The sequence below is a fragment of the Thiothrix sp. UBA5583 genome (assembly GCA_002425225.1).
Taxonomy (GTDB): Bacteria; Pseudomonadota; Gammaproteobacteria; order Thiotrichales; family Thiotrichaceae; genus Thiothrix; species Thiothrix moscowensis.
In genome coordinates this window covers 26,775-47,334 of the sequence record DILV01000027.1, presented here as the reverse complement: position 1 = coordinate 47,334, position 20,560 = coordinate 26,775, and the positions used below count along the sequence as shown (strand labels likewise).

At 53.9% G+C, this 20,560-nt stretch carries 20 protein-coding genes; 5 read left to right on the top strand and 15 right to left on the bottom strand.

From position 1 onward, the window contains the following. Positions 1 to 24 precede the first annotated feature (24 nt). Positions 25 to 1,446 (bottom strand): DUF294 nucleotidyltransferase-like domain-containing protein, encoded by a 1,422-nt coding sequence (locus tag B2U47_RS10995; RefSeq protein ID WP_296675564.1) that lies wholly within the window; start codon positions 1,444 to 1,446, stop codon positions 25 to 27. A 20-nt stretch (positions 1,447 to 1,466) separates the two neighbouring features. After that, positions 1,467 to 3,335 carry a putative nucleotidyltransferase substrate binding domain-containing protein gene (locus B2U47_RS10990; RefSeq protein WP_296675562.1) on the bottom strand — a complete coding sequence of 623 codons (1,869 nt, stop codon included), beginning with the start codon at positions 3,333 to 3,335 and terminating at the stop codon, positions 1,467 to 1,469. A gap of 165 nt (positions 3,336 to 3,500) precedes the next feature. On the opposite strand from B2U47_RS10990, the gene B2U47_RS10985 reads away from it, so the two are divergent. Further along, positions 3,501 to 4,805 carry a DNA cytosine methyltransferase gene (locus B2U47_RS10985; protein ID WP_296675559.1) on the top strand — a complete coding sequence of 435 codons (1,305 nt, stop codon included), beginning with the start codon at positions 3,501 to 3,503 and terminating at the stop codon, positions 4,803 to 4,805. A gap of 7 nt (positions 4,806 to 4,812) precedes the next feature. Here B2U47_RS10985 and waaF read toward each other — a convergent pair whose 3' ends face one another. From waaF to rplU, 9 genes are all read right to left on the bottom strand, one after another. Then, complete coding sequence (waaF, locus tag B2U47_RS10980; RefSeq protein ID WP_296675557.1) at positions 4,813 to 5,820, bottom strand: lipopolysaccharide heptosyltransferase II; 1,008 nt, start codon at positions 5,818 to 5,820, stop codon at positions 4,813 to 4,815. 5 nt (positions 5,821 to 5,825) lie between these two features. Next, complete coding sequence (locus tag B2U47_RS10975) at positions 5,826 to 6,032, bottom strand: zinc-finger domain-containing protein (RefSeq protein WP_296675555.1); 207 nt, start codon at positions 6,030 to 6,032, stop codon at positions 5,826 to 5,828. Positions 6,033 to 6,050: 18 nt separating this feature from the next. Further along, positions 6,051 to 6,971, bottom strand: coding sequence for a branched-chain amino acid transaminase (locus B2U47_RS10970; RefSeq protein ID WP_296675548.1), 921 nt, complete (start codon positions 6,969 to 6,971; stop codon positions 6,051 to 6,053). A gap of 150 nt (positions 6,972 to 7,121) precedes the next feature. Further along, a complete protein-coding gene (locus tag B2U47_RS10965; protein ID WP_296675545.1) occupies positions 7,122 to 7,943 on the bottom strand; it encodes a lytic transglycosylase domain-containing protein in 822 nt (273 codons plus the stop codon). 332 nt (positions 7,944 to 8,275) lie between these two features. Continuing rightward, a complete protein-coding gene (gene apaG, locus B2U47_RS10960; protein WP_296675542.1) occupies positions 8,276 to 8,656 on the bottom strand; it encodes a Co2+/Mg2+ efflux protein ApaG in 381 nt (126 codons plus the stop codon). Between the two features lie 87 nt (positions 8,657 to 8,743). Then, positions 8,744 to 9,880: a glutamate 5-kinase gene (gene proB / locus B2U47_RS10955; RefSeq protein WP_296675539.1), complete on the bottom strand. Its 1,137-nt coding sequence runs from the start codon at positions 9,878 to 9,880 to the stop codon at positions 8,744 to 8,746. Then, positions 9,855 to 10,886, bottom strand: a complete 1,032-nt coding sequence (gene cgtA / locus B2U47_RS10950) for an Obg family GTPase CgtA (protein ID WP_296675537.1) — start codon at positions 10,884 to 10,886, stop codon at positions 9,855 to 9,857. Before cgtA ends, proB begins: the two co-directional genes overlap by 26 nt. A gap of 92 nt (positions 10,887 to 10,978) precedes the next feature. After that, positions 10,979 to 11,251 carry a 50S ribosomal protein L27 gene (rpmA, locus tag B2U47_RS10945; RefSeq protein WP_296675535.1) on the bottom strand — a complete coding sequence of 91 codons (273 nt, stop codon included), beginning with the start codon at positions 11,249 to 11,251 and terminating at the stop codon, positions 10,979 to 10,981. 12 nt (positions 11,252 to 11,263) lie between these two features. After that, positions 11,264 to 11,575 (bottom strand): 50S ribosomal protein L21, encoded by a 312-nt coding sequence (gene rplU, locus B2U47_RS10940; protein ID WP_296675533.1) that lies wholly within the window; start codon positions 11,573 to 11,575, stop codon positions 11,264 to 11,266. A gap of 164 nt (positions 11,576 to 11,739) precedes the next feature. On the opposite strand from rplU, the gene ispB reads away from it, so the two are divergent. Together ispB and B2U47_RS10930 are read left to right on the top strand one after the other, a co-directional pair. Next, the gene (gene ispB, locus B2U47_RS10935; protein WP_296675531.1) at positions 11,740 to 12,708 is read left to right on the top strand and encodes an octaprenyl diphosphate synthase; all 969 of its coding nucleotides are present in this window, start codon (positions 11,740 to 11,742) and stop codon (positions 12,706 to 12,708) included. 15 nt (positions 12,709 to 12,723) lie between these two features. Then, positions 12,724 to 13,455, top strand: a complete 732-nt coding sequence (locus B2U47_RS10930) for a 16S rRNA (uracil(1498)-N(3))-methyltransferase (RefSeq protein WP_296675529.1) — start codon at positions 12,724 to 12,726, stop codon at positions 13,453 to 13,455. A 14-nt stretch (positions 13,456 to 13,469) separates the two neighbouring features. Here B2U47_RS10930 and B2U47_RS10925 read toward each other — a convergent pair whose 3' ends face one another. The 4 genes from B2U47_RS10925 to thiE all read right to left on the bottom strand — a co-directional run bounded on the left by B2U47_RS10925 (position 13,470) and on the right by thiE (position 17,782). Next, complete coding sequence (locus tag B2U47_RS10925) at positions 13,470 to 14,423, bottom strand: FHA domain-containing protein (protein WP_296675526.1); 954 nt, start codon at positions 14,421 to 14,423, stop codon at positions 13,470 to 13,472. Next, positions 14,411 to 15,676, bottom strand: coding sequence for a S1 family peptidase (locus tag B2U47_RS10920; RefSeq protein ID WP_296675524.1), 1,266 nt, complete (start codon positions 15,674 to 15,676; stop codon positions 14,411 to 14,413). Before B2U47_RS10920 ends, B2U47_RS10925 begins: the two co-directional genes overlap by 13 nt. Before the next feature lie 91 nt (positions 15,677 to 15,767). Continuing rightward, on the bottom strand, positions 15,768 to 17,048 hold the full coding sequence (gene hemL, locus B2U47_RS10915; protein ID WP_296675523.1) for a glutamate-1-semialdehyde 2,1-aminomutase: 1,281 nt from the start codon (positions 17,046 to 17,048) through the stop codon (positions 15,768 to 15,770). Positions 17,049 to 17,161: 113 nt separating this feature from the next. After that, positions 17,162 to 17,782 (bottom strand): thiamine phosphate synthase, encoded by a 621-nt coding sequence (thiE, locus tag B2U47_RS10910; RefSeq protein ID WP_296675520.1) that lies wholly within the window; start codon positions 17,780 to 17,782, stop codon positions 17,162 to 17,164. Between the two features lie 186 nt (positions 17,783 to 17,968). Between thiE and B2U47_RS10905 the strand changes: the two genes are divergently transcribed. Further along, the gene (locus B2U47_RS10905; RefSeq protein WP_296675632.1) at positions 17,969 to 19,951 is read left to right on the top strand and encodes a beta-propeller domain-containing protein; all 1,983 of its coding nucleotides are present in this window, start codon (positions 17,969 to 17,971) and stop codon (positions 19,949 to 19,951) included. Positions 19,952 to 20,056: 105 nt separating this feature from the next. After that, positions 20,057 to 20,503, top strand: coding sequence for a hypothetical protein (locus B2U47_RS10900; protein WP_296675517.1), 447 nt, complete (start codon positions 20,057 to 20,059; stop codon positions 20,501 to 20,503). Positions 20,504 to 20,560 lie beyond the last annotated feature (57 nt).

The following is a 20,560-nucleotide window of genomic DNA, read 5'->3' as shown; positions in this document are numbered from 1 at the left end:
CGACTCCATTTTCTCAGGCGAACCTCATCCCCCACTCCGATACGCCCGGAACATCCCCTGCTGCAAGCGTGCCACCACCTCACAAGCACCCTTCAAGTGATTACGCTCCAACGACGACACACTCGCCAACGGTAGTGCATTATCCGGCTTTACCCCCGCCTGCACCTGCCGAGCCTGATGCTGCAAACGCAAACGGCTAATCACCTCCAACGCCTCCAGCAATTCCCCCACATCAGCGCGGTTCAACGCTCCGGCTTCTGCCAAGGCTTGCAAACGTTCCACCGTATTCACCGGCGGCAAACCGTGCGCTAACGCATACACCCGTGCCATATCAATCACCGGCACAACCCCACGCTTTTTTAGGTCGATTACTTTTTCACCTACTGCATTGCGCTCACTCTCAAACCTGCCCCAAAAATTCAGCGGCGGTGAGAAGGTCTGCGCGTTTTCTGTCAACAAGCGCTGAAACAGACTACTGGCACGGGTACGCCGCAGCAAGTCATCACGCAGCCGCAGCCACAGACTGTCAGCACCATAAGTGCAGCGCAGATCGAAAAAGATGGTGGCATTCACCAAGGCTTGCGGTTCGGGGGTATCAATCCAATGACGGAAATACTCGCGCCACACGTGCAACGGTTGCCGCCATTGCGGGTTGGTTGCCATGATGTTGCCAGGGCAATACACATAACCACAGGCAGCCAGCCCGTCACTGACAAATTGCGCCACTTGTTGGAAATAACTGTCATGCAATTCCGCCACGAAACTGTCGTCCAGAATCATGGCATTATCCTGATCGGTGTGGATGGTTTGCTCGTAACGCCCCATCGAACCGGCAACGATGAACGCATAAGGAACGGGCGGTGCACCGAAACGGTTTTCCGCGAGTGTCAGCAGGCGATGCACAATTTCCTGCCCGACCAAACTGAGGGAGTGCGCAATGTCATGGGCAGGCGTGCCATTTTGCACCATGCGTACCAAAGCAGGCGGCAAATGTTGGCTAAGACGTGCCAAAGCCTCTACATCCGGGGCGACATGGATGTCACCGACCAGCCAAGCTGCATGATAGTCATACTGACGCAACAGGTCGAACATCGACACAATGCCGAAATTGCCCTCGGGCAGTGTAACAGGAACATGACGGATATTGCGCCTTGCCATCAACAACAGGGCTTCAGCAGGCATCAACCCAGCAGAAATGACCAATGGCTCAGGCGTCATGATGTGGCTGACCGGCAGGCCGGGGTCAAACCAAACAGCCAGCACTCGCGCCCGCAAATCCATATCCGTGACAATGCCTTGCAGCTTACCAGCAGCATCCAATACCAGCGCAGCCCGGCTGCCCGCCATTGTCATGCGGGCAGCAACAGTCTGGATGGTTTCATGTTCTGCCACAGTCAAAGCCGGGCAGGCAAGCTCGGTCAGGTGTACATGCAACACATCTGTCATTCTCCTCCAGCAGTTTCTTTTTATCTGAACTGGTTAGCCTGATAGCGCGTGGTCATGGTGTCCTGCATGGTGGAAACCACTTCAAACGCATCCTTCAGGTGACGCCGTTCCAACGCCGACAGTTCTTCAGGTGGCACATAGTTGTTGGGCTTCTGGCCTTTTTCAATCTGCTGTGCCTGATGTTGCAAGCGTACCGTACTAATGAACTCGAATGCATCCCGCAAATCATCAATGAGCGAGCGGGAAATGCCACCCGCCTCGGCAATCGCATCCAGACGTTCCCACGTATTGATCGGTTTCAAACCACTTGCCAGCGCATACAGGCGAGCCATGTCAATAACCGGCACAACCCCGCGCTTTTTCATGTCCATACCCTTGTCGGCTTTGTCATCCTTGCTATCCTTATCCAGCACAAAGCCACGGAAGAAGCCGACCGGCGGCTTGTGGCTCAGCGCATTGCCAGCCATGAATGCCTGGAACAAGGTACTGGCTCTGGTTTTCAACAGCACTTCTTCCTGCAAACTGTCGAGCAGGCTTTCATCACCGTGCAAGCAGCGCAGGTCAAAGAAAATACTGGCGTACATCAGCGCCATCGGCTCTGGCTTGTTGATCCAGGTTTCAAAGTAACCACGCCAGACCGACAGCGGTTGCCGCCACTGGTCATTGGTCGCCATTACATTGCCAGGGCAATACACATAGCCGCAGTCATTCAGGCCATCGCTGACGAATTTGGCAACATTACGGAAGTATTCACCGTGTTCGGCTTCGTTGTACTCATCCGACAGGATCATGCCGTTATCCTGGTCGGAATGAGCGGTCTGTTCGCGCCGTGCCATCGACCCTGCCACAATGAAAGCGTAAGGGACTGGTGGCTTGCCGAACTGCTCTTCCGCCATTACCAGCAGACGGCGCACAATGGCCTGACCGATGGAAGTAATGGCATGACCGATGTCATTGGCAGGCAGGTTATGCTTGACCAGCCCCACCAGCACACGCGGCAAACCCTTGCTGAGTTCCGCCAAACGCGCCACATCTGGCGCGGTAAAAATGTCACCGACCATGTAGATGGCATTCTGACTTTGCCCACGCAGCAAATCGGTGGCGGAAATGACCCCTACCACTTCACTACCGATGACCACTGGCACATGACGCAGGTTGAAACGAGCCATCAACAACAAGGCTTCGGAAGCCTGATCACTGGCTGACAACGTATACAACTTACGGGTCATGATGTCGCCAATCGGCTGGGCCACGCTCAACCCTTCTGCCACCACCCGCCGGAAATCGGTATCACTGACCATACCTAGCAGGCTGGCATCATCGCCCGTGATAATGGCGGTACGGCTTTTGCCAGCCATCATCTGCTGGGCAACCGACTGTACCGGCTCATTGCGCCCCAGCAGCAAGGGTGGCTTCATCAGGTCACGCACATGCAGGGTGATCATGGCGTAGTCATCGGAACCGCGCATTTCCTTGATCGCACTACGCAGACGTTCCGGCTTGCGTTCGGAGAAGTATTGGGAAACGCGCTCGAAACTATCCACCAGTTCCAGGAACAACGCACCCGGCACAGCGAAGAACAGGCAGTCTTCCAACGCTTTGACATTCATGCCCACCACGCCGCCACGCATCACCGAACGGTAGCCTACCCAGTCGCCCTTGCCGAAACGCCCGTACAGTTCACCATCTGGTAGGAACACATCCACTGCCCCACGGCGGACAAGCAGCACCTGATTATTCTGCTCACCGACTTTCATTACATCATCGCCTGACACATGGCATTTAAATGACACCGCTTCCGCCAGACGATCCAGCCACTCCGCTGGCAAATCCTTCAACGGTGAACATTTCGCCAAATAACTACGCACCTTGATCTGCTCAAGTTCCATACGACATACCTTTCACAAAAAAATTGTTGCAGCACAGCATAACGGATTTTACGCGGTGTTTAGTTGCTTTATAGCAAGAAAGTAGCCTGCCCAGACGTGATTTTTTCCAGTAAAGCGAGGAAAATCGGGCAGTCTGCCATCCGTAAGACACATTACACAGGAGAGATGATGCGGTTTGTGGATTTGTTTGCCGGGATTGGCGGTATCCGTCTTGGTTTTGAGCAGACCATGCAGGAACTGGGAATACCCTGCCACTGTGTACTTTCTTCTGAAATTGACAAATTTGCACAGGAAACCTACGCCCTAAATTTTGGCGAAACACCACAGGGTGACATTTACGGCATTCAGCAATTCCCCGAATTTGATTTCCTGCTGGCCGGGTTTCCGTGCCAACCTTTCTCTTATGCAGGTAAACAGCAAGGCTTCGGTGATACGCGAGGCACGTTGTTTTTTGAAATTGAGCGGATATTGCGTGAGCATAGACCCAAAGGTTTCCTGCTGGAAAATGTGCGTGGCCTGACGACCCACGACAAGGGGCGAACCTTCAAAACCATCCTCCAACATCTGGAAGCCTTGGGTTATGGGGTTGAATACCTGCTATTGAATGGCTCCAGCTTTGGCATTCCACAAAACCGGGTAAGGGTCTATATCGTGGGCATTTATCAAGACACACCACGTTTAGCCATCCAGTCAGACTTGGGAGCGGCAGATTCCCACAAATTCAAGGACAAACTGACACAATCCAGCCTGTTTGAAACCTCCTATCCGTTACGGGTTGTGCGCGACATCCTTGAACCCAGCCCAGCCAGCAAATACGACTGCTCCGTGGATTTTACCCAGCGTTTGTTGCGTATGGTGGATGGCAAAGCCGAAAACCTGCATGGAATCCGCATGATCGACCACCGCAATGGCAACTCCATCCATTCATGGGAACTAGGTATCAAGGGGGAATGCACTGAAGATGAAATAGCTTTCATGAATGCCCTGATTGCCAACCGCCGCAAAAAACATTTCGGTGCAGAACAGGACGGCAAAAAGCTGACGCTGGAGCAGATCAAAACCTTCTTCAACCCACCCGACCTAGACAACATCATGCGCGGCTTGCTGAACAAGGGCTACCTGAAAGACCACGGCGGCAAATTCAACCCGGTAGCAGGCAATATGTCGTTTGAAGTCTTCAAGTTCCTTGACCCAGACAGCATTTCCATCACGCTGGTCAGCAGTGATGCCCACAAACTGGGGGTGGTACACAATGGACACATACGGCGGATTACACCGCGTGAGTGCGCCCGCCTGCAAGGTTTTCCTGACAGCTTCCTCCTGCATCCGCAGGATACCAATGCTTACCGGCAGTTTGGTAACTCCGTCTCTGTACCGGTCATCAAGGCAGTGCTACTGGATTTGTTCCGGGGCAATTCTCAGGTATTACTGCCGATTTCCACCAAAACGTCATTATCACAAGCAGCCTGATCACCGCTTACAGACAGGCAATCACTTGTTGCGGGGAAATCTTGTGAAGGCAATCCAGATGCCCCAGCGGACATTCGCGCTTGAAACACGGGCTGCATTCCAGCCCCAAATGGAGAATCTTTGCCTTGTCACTCAATGGCGGGGTGTAATGGGGATCGGAAGAACCATACAGGGCAATCACCGGCGTACCCACGGCAGCAGCGACGTGCATCAAACCGGAGTCATTGCTGACCACCTTGTCTGCCAATGACAGCAAGGCAAGCACTTCCTGAAGGCTGGTTTTGCCTGCCAAATCAAAACAAGCGGGAGAAGCGGCAGCAGATGCAATGTCTGCGGTGACAGACGCATCCTTGCCGGAACCCAGCAGAATAACCTGCCCGCCTTGTGAAAGGTGATAGCGGGCAACTTCCACAAAATAGTCAGCAGGCCAGCGCTTGGCTCCGCCGTATTCCGCGCCGGGGCAGAGGGCGAGAATATTCTGCCCTTCTCCCAAAAACTTCTGCCGTACTGCTTCCCGCTGCGCCTCAGTCACCACCAATTGCGGCGGCTCAATTGCCGGTGGCAACGGCGCATCCGCTGGCAAGCCCAGCGCCACAAACCGTTGCACCGTCATGGTCAGCACCGATTTGTCGAGCGGGCGGATGTCATTCAGTAAACCGTAGCGCATTTCCCCCTTGTAGCCGGTACGTACCTGCGCCCTTGCCCAAAACGGCACGAGCGCAGACTTGAGGGAGCGCGGCAGCACAATTGCCCAGTCGTAGGCATTCGTCCGCAATGCATTGCCCACCTGGAAACGCTTGCGCAAGGCCAGTTCGCCGTGTGTTACCGGCATTTCAATCGCATGGTGGACTTGTGGCATCGCCGCGAGGATTGGCTTGCTCCACTTGGGAGCCAGCACATCAATCTGCAAATGGGGAAAACGTTGCTGTAAAGCCATGAACAGGCTTTGCGCCATTACCATATCGCCAACCCAGGAAGGGCCGACGATCAGGCAACGTTGGGGGTTAAACGCCATGTGTTTTAGTCAAGCAACCGGTAGAGCGTACCGCAATACGGGCAACGAGCGGTTCTGTCCGCACTGGATTCAATCGCCAGAAACACACGCGGATGTGAACACCACAATGCAGATTCGTCGGTTGGGCAATGCAGTGGCAAATTCTGCTGTTTTACCACCACTTCGCGGGTTTCATTCAGACGTTTGTAATCGGCAAGGCTTGGTGCAGACATAAAACCTCCAGCAATCAGTTACACGAGAGTCAGCCAGTGACGATACTTATCGGAACGACCATGCACAATATCCAGATACAGTGTCTGTAATTGCGTCGTCACCGGGCCACGTGAGCCTGAACCAATGGCACGACGATCCAGTTCACGGATCGGGGTTACTTCCGCCGCAGTGCCAGTGAAAAAGGCTTCATCAGCAACGTATACTTCGTCACGGGTAATTCGCTTTTCACGCACTTCAAAACCCAAATCACGCGCCAGTGTTACCACGGTTTTGCGGGTGATGCCGTCCAGTGCCGAAGTCAGATCCGGCGTATAAATCACACCCTCCTTGACGAGGAAGAAGTTTTCCGCACTACCTTCGGAAACATAGCCGTCCACGTCCAGCACCAGTGCTTCGTCGTAACCGTCATCCAGTGCTTCGCGCAATGCCAGCATGGAATTCATGTAGTTGCCGTTGGCTTTCGCCTTGCACATAGTGACATTGACGTGATGGCGGGTGAAGGAAGAAGTCTTGATACGGATACCTTTTTCCATGTTTTCCGCACCAAGGTATGCGCCCCAAGTCCACGCAGCCGCCATCACGTGCGTTGCCAGATTATCGGCACGCAGCCCCATACCTTCTGAACCGTAAAAGCACATGGGTCGGATATAAGCGGAATCCAGCTTGTTTTCACGCACGACTGCACGCTGCGCCTCATTCAGTTGTTCCTTGCTGAACGGCATCGGCATCCGCATAATTTTGGCGGAATTGAACAGGCGGTCGGTATGCTCCTGCAAGCGAAAGATAGCAGTGCCTTGATCGGTCTTGTATGCCCGCACCCCTTCAAACACACCCATGCCGTAATGCAGGGTATGGGTGAGGACGTGAGTTTTGGCTTCGCGCCACGGCACCATTTCACCGTCCAGCCAAATCAAACCATCGCGGTCAGACATCGACATTGCTTATCTCCACAGATCAAAATCAAACGGGAAGCATACACGCAGCATACATTTGTTGCCAGCCCGTGAAATGCAAAAAAAAGCCCTGCGGCATACACCGTCAGGGCTGGAGAAAACCTTTGCCCACTGGGGGTTGTGGAGCAAAAAAATCTAGTATCGGGCAGGGTCAAGCCCCTGAAAGACCGTAAATTGCTGTACTGGTTTTGCCCAGCCGGAGCCACGGGCAGCCGCTGTTGTCACCCGAGCATTGCGCTGAAAACCTACCTCAGCTTGCTGTATACCCCCACCCCGATTACCCAAATGATTGTACTCTGCCATGATCTTCGCAACATAATTGCGGGTTTCCTTGTATGGTGGGATCCCACCGTGCTTGCGCACAGCGCCCGGCCCTGCATTATAGGCTGCCAATGCCAGATGCGTATTGCCATTGAACTCGCGCAACATCTGCGAAAGATACCTGACCCCGCCTTTGATGTTTTGCCCGCTATCCCAAGCATTTGCAACCCCCATTTGGTCAGCCGTACCTGGCATGAGCTGCATCAGTCCCATCGCCCCAGCGCTGGACAAAGCCCCCGGATTGAAACAGGATTCCTGTTTCATCACCGCTTTTACCAGATTTTCGTCGACCCCATACATGCTGGCATAAGTACGGATGTCATCCATGTGCACAGCGGCCTTGCGCTCCAGTTGGGCATGACTTTGCCCACCGCAATGGCTGCGACTGACACCAGTCACGGGCAAAGATGTGGGCATCGGCGCAAAAACTGCCCCAGGTGCAGGTGGCACATACGCATTTTTGACCGGCTTGTTTTTCTGGGGAGCACCGTATTTGGCAACCAGTTTGTATTTGTTACCTTTTTTTGGGGTATTGGTCAGCCAACGGGTTCCTTGTTTATCCACATAGGTATAAACAGCCGCCTCTGCTGACTGGGCACACAAGCCTGCACCGCACAGCGCGGACAGTACCAACATACTTTTTGCGTGACGAGGATACTTGGGTGTATTCATTATTATCACATTATTTTTATTGATATTTGACTTACTGGAAAAAATACGGATCAACACCGTACTACACTCTTTTTATCATAATCATCCAACAAATCTTTTGTCTGAATATAATCACCGACTTACTGGCTTGTCCAGCAGCATCCAGACAAGCGGCGAAGTTGAAATTTTTCCATGCTGTTCTACACTTAACTGCAATTGGCTGAAATGCCAGTTGCGCGGGTATTCATAGGGATGGTGATACCGCACCCTAGGCTTGCGTACCCTGTGCGCGAGCCTTTTTTGTAGACTAACGGTAATCAATGCAAAATACGCGGATCAACCAGACGAAATGGAGAAATTTCCGCATCAAAGCGCTCGCCATCGTCTGCCAACATCTGGTAAGTGCCACGCATCACACCCAACGGGGTATCCAGAATGGTTCCGCTGGTATAACGGAAACCCTCCCCCGGCTGCAAATACGGTTTTTCCCCAACCACGCCTTCACCCCTGACTTCTTGGGTACGCCCATCCGCATCGGAAATGATCCAGTGCCGGGTTAATAATTTGGCAGCGATACTCCCCTGATTGACCATCGTCACTGTGTAGGCAAACACATACCTTGCCTGATCAGGGTCAGACTCTTTCTCAATAAAATGGGACTCAACCGACACCTGGATTTTGTAGCGCTCAGCTTCCATAAAAACCGTTCCTCAAACACTCTGTGCCAGAACATATAGCACTTTTGAAATATTCGACAACAAAATCCGACTAAAGCGGTTTCTTTCTTACAATAATACCAGATTATCGCGGTGAATCAGCTCCGGGGCATCCACATAGCCTAATACCTGCTCAATTGACTTGCTAGGCTGGCGTTTAATACGGTTGGCTTCTTCGCTGGAATAGTTGACCAGACCCTTGGCAATCAAACGACCGTCTTCGCTGACGCAACTGACGACTTCACCCCGATCAAACACACCTTCCACACGAGTTACACCAACAGGCAACAGGCTTTTCCCGGTATTGAGAATGGCATCAGCCGCACCACTATCCAACCACAACGTACCTTTGGCAGCCAGTTGCCCAGCAATCCACTGCTTGCGGGCAGCAATCGGGGCGGCATCCGGCAGCAACAACGTGCCTAGCTGCTCGCCAGCACGCAGGCGTTCCAACACCAGCGCTTCCCGCCCGGAAGCAATCACCGTGGCACAGCCGGAACGCGAAGCCCGCTGCGCTGCCAGCACCTTGGTACGCATCCCACCGCTACCGATCAGGGTTCCCGCCCCACCGGCAAACTCGACGTAATCGGGGTTGTTGGCGCGGCCTTCGCTGATCAGTTGCGCATCGGCAAACTTGCGCGGGTCTTTGTCATACAAGCCGGATTGGTCGGTCAAAATGACCAACACATCCGCCTCCACCAGATTCGCCACCAACGCCCCCAGCGTATCGTTGTCACCCAAACGGATTTCCTCGAAAGCCACCGTATCATTTTCATTGATCACCGGAATGACCTTGAGTTCAATCAGGGTGGTCAGGGTACTGCGGGCATTGAGGTAACGGCGGCGGTTAGCCAAATCGTCATGGGTCAGCAAGACTTGTGCGGAGTGGAAACCGTGTTGTTGGAACACCATTTCATAGGCGTGGATCAGGCTCATCTGCCCGATGGCAGCGGCAGCCTGCTTCTCAAACAGGGCTTTGGGCTTGGTTTTCCAGCCCATGCGGCTCATACCTTCGGCGACTGCACCGGAAGACACCAGCACGATTTCAACGCCGGATTTATGCAAACGCGCCATTTGCCCCGCCCAATCTGCCAGGGCTTCACGGTCTAGCCCCTCACCATCACGGGTGAGCAAGGCGCTACCAATTTTGACCACCCAACGCTGGGTCTTGGGTAGAAATTCACTGCGGTGATTGTTGTTCTGCATGTTCGTCCAGATACTGCATGATGTGGAAACACAGGTCTTGCGTGCCTTCGCTGGTAGCGGCGGAAATGCGGAATACCGGCCCTGTCCAGCCCAGTGCATCAACGATTTCCTGACAACGGGGTTCACGTTCTTCCGATGGCAGGATGTCGATCTTGTTCAGCACCAGCCAGCGCGGGTAAGCGGCGAGTTCATCACTGTATTTTTCCAGCTCTTGCTCAATGGTGCGCACGGCTCGCACTGGCTCATTTTCCTCCGCCATCGGCGCTACGTCCACCACATGCAGCAACAGGCTGGTGCGAGCGAGGTGGCGCAGGAACTGGATGCCCAGCCCTGCCCCTTCCGCTGCACCTTCGATCAGGCCGGGAATATCCGCCATCACGAAACTTTGCAATGCACCAACCCGTACCACACCGAGATTGGGGTACAAGGTAGTGAACGGGTAATCGGCAACCTTGGGGCGGGCAGCCGAAACGGCGCTAATCAGGGTGGATTTGCCCGCATTCGGCAAGCCCAGCAAGCCCACATCCGCCAGCAGTTTCAGTTCCAGCCGCAACACGCGCAATTCACCCGGCGTCCCCGGCTTGGACTGGCGCGGCGCACGGTTAACCGAACTCTTGTAGCGCAGGTTGCCAAGCCCATGCCAACCGCCTTTTGCCACCATCAGCCGCTGTTCCGGTTGGGTCAGATCGCCGATCAGTTCGCCGGTTTCCTCGTCATACACCACCGTACCGATCGGGACGCGGATTTCGCGGTCATCGCCTCGCTTGCCGGTCATGTTATTGCCAGAACCGTTTTCACCGCGTTGCGCTTCATAATAACGCTCGTGGCGAAAATCAATCAGGGTATTCAAATTGCGCTCGGCAACCAGATACACGTCGCCGCCATCGCCGCCATCACCACCATTCGGCCCGCCGAACTCGATGTATTTTTCGCGGCGGAAGCTGACGCAACCATTGCCACCATCGCCCGCCTTGACGCGGATTACTGTTTCATCAACAAACTGCATATCACATTACCTTGGGCAAACGGGTTGCCCACATACGCGAAAAGCCCCGACCAGCGGGGCTTTTCGCAAAGTGTCCTTATGGGACGCTTGCCTTACGCAGAGCAGCCTTCAACTGGCTGGATGCTGACAAACTTGCGGTTTTGCGCACCTTTCTGCTGGAAAACCACCACGCCATCTGCTTTTGCAAACAGGGTGTGATCCTTACCGATACCGACGTTTTCACCGGCATGGAATTTGGTGCCACGCTGACGTACCAGAATGTTGCCAGCCAGTACGAACTGACCGCCAAAACGCTTGACGCCAAGCCGTTTGGATTCTGAGTCGCGACCGTTGCGGGTACTACCGCCTGCCTTTTTGTGTGCCATTGCTGTATCCCCTTACGCTGAAATGCCAGTGATTTCGATCTGTGTCAGGTACTGGCGATGACCAGTACATTTCTGATGGTGCTTACGGCGGCGGAATTTCATGATCCGCACTTTTTCGCCGCGAGTCTGGGCCACAACGTTTGCAGTCACCTTACCGCCTGCAACGTAAGGTGTGCCGATTTGTACGGAATCACCTTCCCCGACCATCAGGACATTATCGAAATCAATGCTTGCGCCTTCTTCCACATCCAGTTTTTCAACCAGAAGGGTATCGCCTTGAGCGACGCGGTATTGCTTACCGCCTGTTACGATGACCGCATACATGATTTACGATTCTCCAAAAATGTCCTGTTAAAGAGCCGCAAGATTCTACCTGTAGCCCGCACTAAAAGCAAACGCGAAATAAATATTGACGCTACTTGAGGGTATCGCTTGACATGCTGGGGTGCTGTTCCTAGCATTCGGGACTTTCAGCAGCCCACATTATCATGGATTTCAACGCAATTCGCCAACTCGCCGACGCCGACATGCAGGCTGTCAACGCGCTGATCCAGCGCCGCCTGCACTCCGAAGTCGTGCTGATCAACCAGTTAAGCCACTACATCATCGGCAGCGGCGGCAAACGCCTGCGCCCGTTGTTGGCGTTGCTGGTTGCCCGTGCCTGTGGTTATCAGGGTGAAAAACACGTGGACGTGGCGGCGATTGTGGAGTTCATCCATACCGCCACCCTGCTGCACGATGATGTGGTGGACGAATCCGACATGCGCCGGGGCAAGGAAACCGCCAATAATGTGTGGGGCAACCAGGCTGCCGTGCTGGTTGGCGACTTCCTGTATTCGCGTTCCTTTGAAATGATGGTGGATGTGGGCAGTATGCGGGTGATGGAAATCCTCTCCACCACCACCAATACGATTGCGGAAGGCGAAGTGCTGCAACTGCTCAACTGCCACGACCCCGACACATCCGAACAACGTTACATGGAAGTGATCCATTCCAAGACTGCCAAGCTGTTTGAGGCGGCCTGCCAGTTGGGTGCGGTATTGAGCGGGCTGGATGCAGACAAGGAACAGGCGATGGCTCGGTTCGGGATGCACCTCGGCACTGCGTTCCAGTTAGTGGATGATGTGCTGGACTACACCGCCGATGCCGAAGAAATGGGCAAAAATGTCGGGGACGATCTTGCAGAAGGCAAACCAACCCTGCCATTGATCATTGCCATCCAGCGCAGCGATGCGGCAACAGCGGCCTTGCTGCGCCAAGCGATCGAACAGGGTGGGCTGGAACAGATTGATGCCATTATGCAGGCGATTGCCAACACCCAGGCGATTGATTACACACTGGAACGCGCCAAGGGTGAAACCGAAGCGGCGATTGCCAGCCTGCAATGCCTGCCGGATAGCGACTACCGGCAAGCACTGGAATCACTGGCATGGTTTGCGATCAACCGCAACCATTAATCAGCTAGCAACCTGATGCGTATCCCCCGTTTTTACGTCACGGAAGCACTCAGCATCGGACAGGAATTCACCCTGCCTGAGGGTACGTTCCGTCATGCCATGCAGGTCTTGCGTCTGAAAGTAGGCGAATCACTCATCCTTTTCAACGCACAAGGTGGTGAATATCAAGCGCGGCTTGTCTTGGCAGGCAAACGTACTGCTGCTGCCCTGATTGAAGGTTTCTCTCCGCTTAATAGCGAATCCCCATTGCACCTGACGCTGGTCATGGCCATCGTCAAACCTGACAAGATGGATTTCGCCCTGCAAAAAGCGGTGGAACTGGGTGTTGCCACCCTCCAGCCACTGATCACCCAACACAGCGTGGTGAGGATTGGCAAAGAACAAACCGATAAAAAGGTTCAGCATTGGGAAGGCGTGGTACAGGCAGCCTGTGAACAGTCCGGGCGTACCTGCTTGCCACCGGTACTGACCCCACTGACATTGGAACAATGGTTGCAACAGCCCTTCGCAGGCACGCGCCTGATTCTTGCTCCTGGGTTATTCCCACGCATCAATGCCCTGCCGCTGGATTTGCCCTCACCCTTTGCCCTGCTGATTGGGCCGGAAGGCGGATTTACAGACGAGGAAGTGGCGCAGTGCCAACAGGCTGGCGTCGTTGCCGTATCACTTGGGCCGCGCATCCTGCGTGCAGAGACTGCCAGCACGACGGCACTGGCATTGCTCCAGCACCGTTACGGCGACATCTGACCAGCTATTTGCGCTTATTTTTCCACGCTATTCGGCAAGGCCTCTTCCACTTGTTGCAGGAATTCGTTCAACGGCAAGGTAGGTGCTGCATGGATATTGAATGAACTCAAGGTCTGGTTGTAAACCGGATTCGGTGAAAACCCTTCGCCAAAGCTGGCTTCATCACCTAAACCGACCACCTCCAGAATAACCAGCGGCAAACTCAACAGGATTGCGATACCAAGAGCAGACCAAGGGCGTAAATAACTTGCCCAGCGTTGAAAGAAATACAGCAGCAACGTTACCAGCGGGATATTGTACAAGGTCAGCAACACATTCTGCGGGGTATCGGAGGTAAAAAAGTAATCCAGCCCATCACCAACCACACCCAGTAGGGATTTCAACAAAGTCAGTAAAGCCACAATTCCCAGCGCCGAACTGAACACCCAGCGGTGCGACACCAGCCAGTTGACCCCGGCGATAAACAAGGCAATAACCGCCATCACCACCAGATTGAGCAGGATGTCACTCAGATAATACCATACCCCTTGTTCCACAAAGGTATGCAGGTAATTTTCAGAAAACAGCCCGACCACAGCCAACACCAGCAACACCCCGACCCACACAGGGTTGGCCATGATGGAATAAAAACTGCCGAACTTGAGCATATTGGTAGGCGTAACCGGCGTATCGGAAGTCAGCAGGTTAAGGCGGCGACTACCCAACAACAGGCGACTGGGAACAGGTAAACGGGCTGGCAGTTCACCTAGCAAAGCCCCATTCATGCGTGTGCCGTTTTCTTTTGACAGGTTGTGCAGGTACAACTCGCCCGCTTCATCCTGCTCGATGCGCAAATGATGGGGAGAAACGGAAACATCCGAAAGAATGACATCATTATCCAGCGCCCGCCCAATCGTGACCGGGAACTGTTCCAGACGCTGATACTGGTGCAACCCGCGCTTCTGGATTTCGAGGATCAGTTTTGCCATTTGAATTCCCCCAGCATACGTTTGAGTACTTGCATGGCTTGCTCAAACGCAACGCCTTTCAGATCCAGGTTAAAGATCATCCCTTGCTGCTTGTGCCCAACCATCGCCCCCGTCACCATGACATCGCTCAAGCCTGCATAGTTGTGATAGTCACGGCGACAAACGGTCATCTTGAACTCCTGTTCCGCTATGCGAGTGAAACCGGCGTGGCAGTCAAAGTTGGTAACGTCGTTTTTGTCTGCCTCGCTGTTGGAAACGCTGACATTGCGTTCCTGATAGCTGTTGTAAAAGCGTGGGGAAATCATTGCATCACTGGTAAACCAGCGGTAGTCGTAGGCAATTTGCCCCACTTCCAGACCATCATCCAGGTAAATGGCGGCATCATTGGCACAACTGGTATCCCGTATCCGCAGCAATTCCTCTTCGTCCGGCTTGCTGACTTCATCCCAACAGCGGGTGAAATTGTCAATACTGCCAGGAACCCCGAATTTGCCAACCGAACGGACATTCCATTTGGCATCAAGCAAGCGCTCGAAGTACTTGCCTGTATGGGAATGAATCTGTTCGGCAATCCGTTCACTGATGTCAGTATCCGGCTTGAAACCCGTCAGTTTGAGCCGCCCCAGAATCACCCCAAGATGGCGGGCAGGCACCAGAAAACTGATTTCATTGCCTGAGGTGGCAACATTGACCCCGACCACTTGCCGCTCCTCATTCAGGGTTGGGCCACCACTCATGCCGGGATTCAAACTGCCGGAAAACAGGATATTGCTTTCATCACTATTTTTGAGGATACCGTTATTCGTGCCCTCGATAATGACAAAGCCCAGATCCATCGGGTTGCCCATCGCGTACAGCCGCGCTCCTTTGGGTGGCACATCGGCCAGTTCCAAGGGCGCACCCAATGGTGCATCAGCCCGCAACACCGCAAGGTCATGAACCACATCCACCGCCAACAATTCCAGACTGCCGGTTTTGCCAGTGGTGGAAAGATAATCCAGGTCGAACTCTTCCGGGTCATTTACAAACATGCTGACCACGTGATAGTTGGTCGCAATGATGTTGGGTTCCAGCACAATGAAACCCGAACCAATCGCGGTTTTTTCCCCGCCCTGCTTGCTGATGACACGCACCTGATAAATGGATTGCTCAGCATCCTGATAAATGGAAGAGGAGGCTGTTTCGGCAAGCCCCGCCCCCGCAAGCCCCAGCAAACACATTGCCAGTATGATTTTTTGTAATAAACGGTACATTCCCTGTTTTCCCGCTTGTAAAAGCTAGTAATTATAAAAATGCGCAAATTTAAGTCTGCGCTATAGCCGGAGTCGCCCCAGAAAAACTACATCACAGACTGGCAAAAACCTCACTAGCAATGGCGATGGTTTCCGCCAAATCAGCGTCGCTGTGCGCCATGGAAACAAATCCGGCCTCGTATGCCGATGGTGCGAGGTAGACACCACGATTCAGCATTCCGTGGAAGAAACGATTGAATTGGGCAATATTGCAGGCGGTCACTTGCTGATAGGTATCAATGCGCTGTTCTGTGGTGAAGAAAAGCCCAAACATGCCACCAACCTGTTGCGTAGTGAAGGGTATTCTAGCCGCATCGGCTGCCTGTTGCAGCCCCTTGACGAACATTGTGGTCTTTGCAGTGAGTTCAGCATAAAACCCCTCACGCGCAATGATTTCCAGCATCTTCAAACCGGCGCTCATGGCAATCGGATTGCCAGACAGTGTACCTGCCTGGTATACCGCCCCCAGTGGGGACAGATGGGACATGATGTCGCGTCGTCCGCCGAATGCGCCGACCGGCATTCCGCCGCCAATAATCTTGCCCAACGTGGTCAGGTCAGGTTTGATGCCATAAACTGCTTGTACTCCCCCCAGAGCGACACGGAAGCCAGTCATGACCTCATCGAAAATCAGCACTGAACCCGACTGGTCACAGACTTCACGCAGGGTTTCCAGAAAACCGGGCACGGGTGGAATGCAGTTCATATTGCCGGATACTGGCTCGACGATGATGCAGGCAATTTCATGCCCGCGTGCGGCAAACACTTCGCGTACCTGTGCGCTGTTGTTGTAGTCCAGCGTCAGGGTGTATTGCGCCAGTTCCGCCGGTACACCGGGCGAGCTGGGTTGACCAAAGGTCAAGGCACCAGAACCGGCTTTCACCAGCAACGAATCGCCATGCCCGTGATAACCGCCCTCAAACTTGACCATGTAATTGCGACCGGTAAAGCCGCGAGCCAGCCGGATGGCTGACATGGTGGCTTCCGTACCGGAGCTGGTCATACGCACCATTTCAATGGAAGGCATAATCTCGCAGATTTTTTCTGCCATGGTGATTTCGAGTTCGGTCGGTGCGCCGTAGCTCAAGCCGTTGATGGCTGCTGCCTGCACGGCGGCTACCACTTCCGGGTGAGCATGACCTGCCACCATTGGCCCCCAGGAACCGACGTAATCAATCAGGCGGTTGCCATCCGCATCCCACATGTAAGCGCCCTGGGCACGCGCAATGAAACGTGGTGTTCCCCCTACGCTACGGAAAGCCCGCACGGGTGAATTCACACCACCGGGGATGGTTTGCTTGGCTTGCTCGAACAGGGCTTCGGAACGGGTCACTGCGGGAATCCTTGGCAAATATTAATAATCGCTTATTTTCAATGAGCCAGCCACTAATGTCCAGTCAGGTATAAAAAAACCTGTGCTGCTTTGCAACATTTCTCAATTTGCTGTCAGCCTGCTTGCCTGACAAACTGTTGCTGGTAAAGGCTGGCTTGCTGGCGAATATCCGGGTTTCCCAACACATCGGTGATGACTGCCAGCATGTCAGCACCGTTTGCCAGCAACACAGGTGCTTCAGCCAGCGTAATGCCGCCAATAGCGCAGATAGGCAGACTCAGACGGGCACGGGCTGTTTGCAACAAAGCCAGACTGGCACGGGTTGCTTCCGGCTTGGTTGGGGAAGGGAAAAAACTGCCGAACGCCACGTAATCAGCACCTTGCGCCGCCGCGACCTCTGCCAGTTCCAGACGATTGTAACAGGACACGCCGATGATGGATTTTTTCCCCAAATAATCGCGGGCAGCCAGCAGTGCGGCATCATCCTTGCCGACATGCACTCCATCCGCCTGCACGGTTTTCGCCAGATGGATGTCATCGTTGATGATCAACAGCGCATTGTGTGCCTGACACAGGCTGCGCAGTGCGGCAGCTTCCTGTTCCCGCCGCAGCGGATCGCTGGTTTTGTCGCGATACTGGATGAGGGCTGCGCCCCCGAGAAGTGCCTGTTCCACTTTTTCCAGCAGGGTATTGCCGGTGGAACCATCCGTGATCACATAAAGCCCTGACAACATGCTTGCTGTATTCCTGATAGGGATAAACGCCCTATTGTCGCAGCTTACTGGGCAGATTCAATTTGCTTTGATACCAGTCAACGATTTTTCATTTACATGGTCTAAACTGCTGTTGTAATAGAAATATAAACTACAAAACGCGAATAAGGCATACAAATCATGAAGATAAAATATTTTTTGAGCACAATGCCTGCATGGTTGGCAGTGCTACTGGTGTCCTGCACGTCCGTCACGCCACTCAGCGACAATACCAGCACCACCAATGGCCTGAAACGGGCTAGCGCTGCCGGGTTACATGCCTATCTGACAGAAAAGCTCAGTGCCGAGCCACGCCCCGTTGCCTTGCCCTCCCTGATGCCCAATGCCGCCGGAGCAGCACGTAGTGCCGAAGCCAGCCCCGCGTTTTCCACCACCAACTTGCAGGAACAAGGGGTTGACGAAGCTGACCTGCTCAAAACCGACGGGCGTTATCTTTATGCCATTGGCGTACCGAACGATAGCCAATACGTGGAAGACACCCTGCGTATCATGCAGATCAGTGAGGATGGTGCCCGTCTCAACGAGGTCAATCGCCTGAAACTTTCCCCCATGACCGGCTTGTACCTTGCTTCCGGCAACAAGCAACTGGTGAGTATCGGCTCCAGTTTCAATCAGACCATGCCAGCCTTGCGGATGCCACGCCCCTACCTGCTGATGCCGGAAAAAACCGACCTTCAGTACGTGGATGTCAGCAACCCGGCAGCAGCCAAACCCACCCTGAAAGTCAGTCTGGATGGCAGCCTGATTGCCAGTCGGCGCGTCAACAACACTCTGTACCTAGTGTTACGCAGCTATCCGCGCATGGAAGGTTTGGGCTGGGTTCCCTACGCCAGCAGCGAGGAAAACAAGGCGAAAAACAAACAGGCACTGGCAAGCATGAATGTCGCCGACCTGTTACCCACCTATAGCCTCAACGGTGCTGCCAGCCAGCCACTGGTTGCCCCGGACAACTGCTACATCAACCAGCAGGAAAGCAAGGAACAGCACGCCCGCCATGAAATTGTCAGCATCGTCGCACTGGATTTGAACGCCAACAGCCTGCGTTTCAACAGCCGCTGCTTTGTCGGCTCAACCGAAACCCTGTACGCCTCACCACAGGCGCTTTACGTGGCAACTACCGATTATCACCATGACCCGGTGCAAGGCTCGCGCAGCAGTACCGGCATCCACAAGTTTGCTTTTGCGGGGACTGACATTGCTTATCGCGGTACAGGTGACGTTCCCGGCAATCTGGGCTGGAAGGAAGACCAGCGCCCGTTCCGTCTAAGTGAACAGGATGGTTTGCTGCGGGTCATTACCTACAATGACACTTTTACCAACCCGACCACGGTATTGACCACACCGTATGGCAAATCGCCTGCCATTCTCAGCATCCTTAAAGAAGGCGGTGAATCCGGTCTGACACTGGTTTCCCAGTTGCCCAACCGCCAACGCCCTGCCCATCTGGGCAAGCCGGATGAACAGCTTTACGCCACCCGTTTCATCGGTGACAGTGCTTATCTGGTGACATTCCAGAGCACCGACCCCTTGTATGTGCTGGATATGAGCAACCCGCAAGACCCTTACATTGCCGGGGAACTGCAAATTCCGGGTTTCTCCGATTATTTGCACCCGGTTGGCAAACACCTGTTGCTAGGGATTGGCAAAGACGCTATTCCCGCAGCAAACGGCGAATTCCGGGGAGCTTGGTATCAAGGGCTGAAACTGTCACTGATCGACACCAGTAATCCCGGTAACTTGCGGGAAGTGAACAAACTGATCCTCGGCAAACGGGGCACGGATTCTGCTGCCCTGCATGACCACCATGCGGTCACAACCTTGGCCGGAAACAGCTTGCGGGTCGCCTTGCCTGTCAGGTTGCACGAAACACCCCAACCCGGCATGAGTGGGCAACCTTCCGATTATTACGGGCATACCCAAACCGGGTTGTACCGTTTTGAAATCGACCAGAGCGCCCGCAAAATCCGCAGCTTGCCACCCCTGATTACCGAAAAAGCCCCGGAAGATTTCTGGCATTACCCGGAAAGGGATCGCAGCATCATCAGCGGCAACAACGTGCATTACTTTCACAACGGTGCGTTCTGGTCACAGGATTGGGCAGGCAGCAACGCGGTGGCAGGCAAGCAATAAGCTAACGGGTTTCGGTACTATTTAACAGAACGTGGCAGGGTTTCGCTGTACCTTTGATTTCAAGCCTTGGCGAGAGGCGAATTGAAACCAGAGGGAGAAACCACCATGAAACGTTCCAGTATTATTGCTCACGCACTGTTGTTATTTGGTTTTGCAGGCTTTTATGCTGCCCCGGCTGCTGCCTTGTGTGTCACACCGGGTGAAGAAGGGTCATGGGCTAATGTAGATGCCAACACCCGTAGCATTGTCCGGGCTGATGTGCGTTTCCAGTGTCAGGATCAGATTTTGAATGGCCAGCCTTACCCACCCGGCGAACCGTTTTACATCAAGCTGTACGGTGCTTGCCACCCAACCGCGTGTGAATGGCAGGAAGTGGGAGCGAACAACATTGCCGGTGGCTGGAAGCGTGGCACGATTGATCAGGGCTTTGCCAAACGTGACATCCGTTTCAAACGTTTGGCTGACGGGCGGCTGCGGGTCATCATTGACACCGATTTCCGTGACCCCAGACGCCGCGATTACCGTTCAGATGAATTGTTTAATCGCCGATAACCCGACCGTATGAATCTCTGCTATAACTCAGGGATGACAAGCGAGGCAGGGAGTATT

Excerpts from the sequence above, each read along its gene's own strand:
- proB (WP_296675539.1), bottom strand. The coding sequence starts at position 9,880 with ATGCAGAACAACAATCACCGCAGTGAATTTCTACCCAAGACCCAGCGT.
- B2U47_RS10930 (WP_296675529.1), top strand. The coding sequence starts at position 12,724 with ATGCGTATCCCCCGTTTTTACGTCACGGAAGCACTCAGCATCGGACAG.
- apaG (WP_296675542.1), bottom strand. The coding sequence starts at position 8,656 with ATGGAAGCTGAGCGCTACAAAATCCAGGTGTCGGTTGAGTCCCATTTT.
- rplU (WP_296675533.1), bottom strand. The coding sequence starts at position 11,575 with ATGTATGCGGTCATCGTAACAGGCGGTAAGCAATACCGCGTCGCTCAA.
- B2U47_RS10990 (WP_296675562.1), bottom strand. The coding sequence starts at position 3,335 with ATGGAACTTGAGCAGATCAAGGTGCGTAGTTATTTGGCGAAATGTTCA.
- waaF (WP_296675557.1), bottom strand. The coding sequence starts at position 5,820 with ATGGCGTTTAACCCCCAACGTTGCCTGATCGTCGGCCCTTCCTGGGTT.
- B2U47_RS10900 (WP_296675517.1), top strand. The coding sequence starts at position 20,057 with ATGAAACGTTCCAGTATTATTGCTCACGCACTGTTGTTATTTGGTTTT.
- B2U47_RS10965 (WP_296675545.1), bottom strand. The coding sequence starts at position 7,943 with ATGTTGGTACTGTCCGCGCTGTGCGGTGCAGGCTTGTGTGCCCAGTCA.
- B2U47_RS10985 (WP_296675559.1), top strand. The coding sequence starts at position 3,501 with ATGATGCGGTTTGTGGATTTGTTTGCCGGGATTGGCGGTATCCGTCTT.
- B2U47_RS10995 (WP_296675564.1), bottom strand. The coding sequence starts at position 1,446 with ATGACAGATGTGTTGCATGTACACCTGACCGAGCTTGCCTGCCCGGCT.
- B2U47_RS10925 (WP_296675526.1), bottom strand. The coding sequence starts at position 14,423 with ATGGCAAAACTGATCCTCGAAATCCAGAAGCGCGGGTTGCACCAGTAT.
- ispB (WP_296675531.1), top strand. The coding sequence starts at position 11,740 with ATGGATTTCAACGCAATTCGCCAACTCGCCGACGCCGACATGCAGGCT.
- B2U47_RS10975 (WP_296675555.1), bottom strand. The coding sequence starts at position 6,032 with ATGTCTGCACCAAGCCTTGCCGATTACAAACGTCTGAATGAAACCCGC.
- B2U47_RS10970 (WP_296675548.1), bottom strand. The coding sequence starts at position 6,971 with ATGTCGATGTCTGACCGCGATGGTTTGATTTGGCTGGACGGTGAAATG.
- B2U47_RS10905 (WP_296675632.1), top strand. The coding sequence starts at position 17,969 with ATGCCTGCATGGTTGGCAGTGCTACTGGTGTCCTGCACGTCCGTCACG.
- cgtA (WP_296675537.1), bottom strand. The coding sequence starts at position 10,886 with ATGCAGTTTGTTGATGAAACAGTAATCCGCGTCAAGGCGGGCGATGGT.
- thiE (WP_296675520.1), bottom strand. The coding sequence starts at position 17,782 with ATGTTGTCAGGGCTTTATGTGATCACGGATGGTTCCACCGGCAATACC.
- rpmA (WP_296675535.1), bottom strand. The coding sequence starts at position 11,251 with ATGGCACACAAAAAGGCAGGCGGTAGTACCCGCAACGGTCGCGACTCA.
- B2U47_RS10920 (WP_296675524.1), bottom strand. The coding sequence starts at position 15,676 with ATGTACCGTTTATTACAAAAAATCATACTGGCAATGTGTTTGCTGGGG.